This window comes from Nitratireductor sp. GCM10026969 (genome assembly GCF_042660605.1).
GTDB lineage: Bacteria > Pseudomonadota > Alphaproteobacteria > Rhizobiales > Rhizobiaceae > Chelativorans.
The window spans coordinates 1-894 of record NZ_JBHSUM010000313.1; the positions used below are offsets into that span (position 1 = coordinate 1).

An 894-nucleotide genomic window follows, 5' to 3' on the forward strand; every position below is an offset into this window, starting at 1 on the left:
GCCACGAGCTGTCGGTGCGGCTCGGCGGGCCGCGCCGTGCCCTCACGACGCTTTTGAACGCCCGCCTGATCGCGCTCATCGATCGCCTGATCGCAGCGGCGGGCGGCTTTCTGGAGACGCGCGGCATCACCGCGCCGCTGATGGTCGTGCGCGGAGACGGGGCGCTGGTTTCGGCCGATCTCGCCCGTGTCCGGCCCATCGAGACCATCCTGTCCGGCCCGGCGGCAAGTCTCGTCGGCGCACACCACCTGACCGGCATCGACGAGGCGGTCGTGGCCGACATCGGCGGCACGACGACGGACGTGGCGCTGCTCTTTAAGGGGCGTCCGCGCCTCGACCCGCAAGGCGCCATGGTGGGCGGCTACCGCACTATGGTGGAGGCGGTGGCCATGCGCACCTTTGGCCTGGGCGGCGATTCGGAGGTTTCGCTGGAAAATGGCACGCTGGATCCCGTCCTGCGCCTCGGCCCGCGCCGCCTCGTACCCTTGTCGCTTGCGGAGACGCTCTTTCCCGGCGCCGTGTTGCCGCAACTGGAGCGCCAGCTCCGGCGCGGGCAGCCGGCGCGCCTCGACGGCCGGTTCGTCTTCTCGACCGGGTTGCCGGAGCGTTACGCGGCGGGTTTGAGCGCCAGCGAAGGGCGGCTCTATGCTCGTCTGGGCCCGGCGCCGCTGCCGCTCGACACTGTTCTCGGCGGGGGCACGGAATTGGCCGTTATGGAGCGGCTCGTCGCCCGCGGATTGGTTCAGATATCCGGCTTCACGCCGTCGGATGCCGCCCATGTGGCGGGAGGGCAGAAGGGTTGGGATATTGCGGCCGCGCGCGTCGGCGCGGCCCTCTTTGCGCGGCGGCCGGATGGGCGCGGGCGTGCGTTGGAAAGCGATGCCGATGCCCTTT

At 71.0% G+C, this 894-nt stretch carries 1 protein-coding gene; it reads left to right on the top strand.

The features are described from left to right. On the top strand, positions 1 to 894 hold an 894-nt coding region (locus ACFP9U_RS25215; RefSeq protein ID WP_378625642.1), incomplete at both ends, for a hydantoinase/oxoprolinase family protein.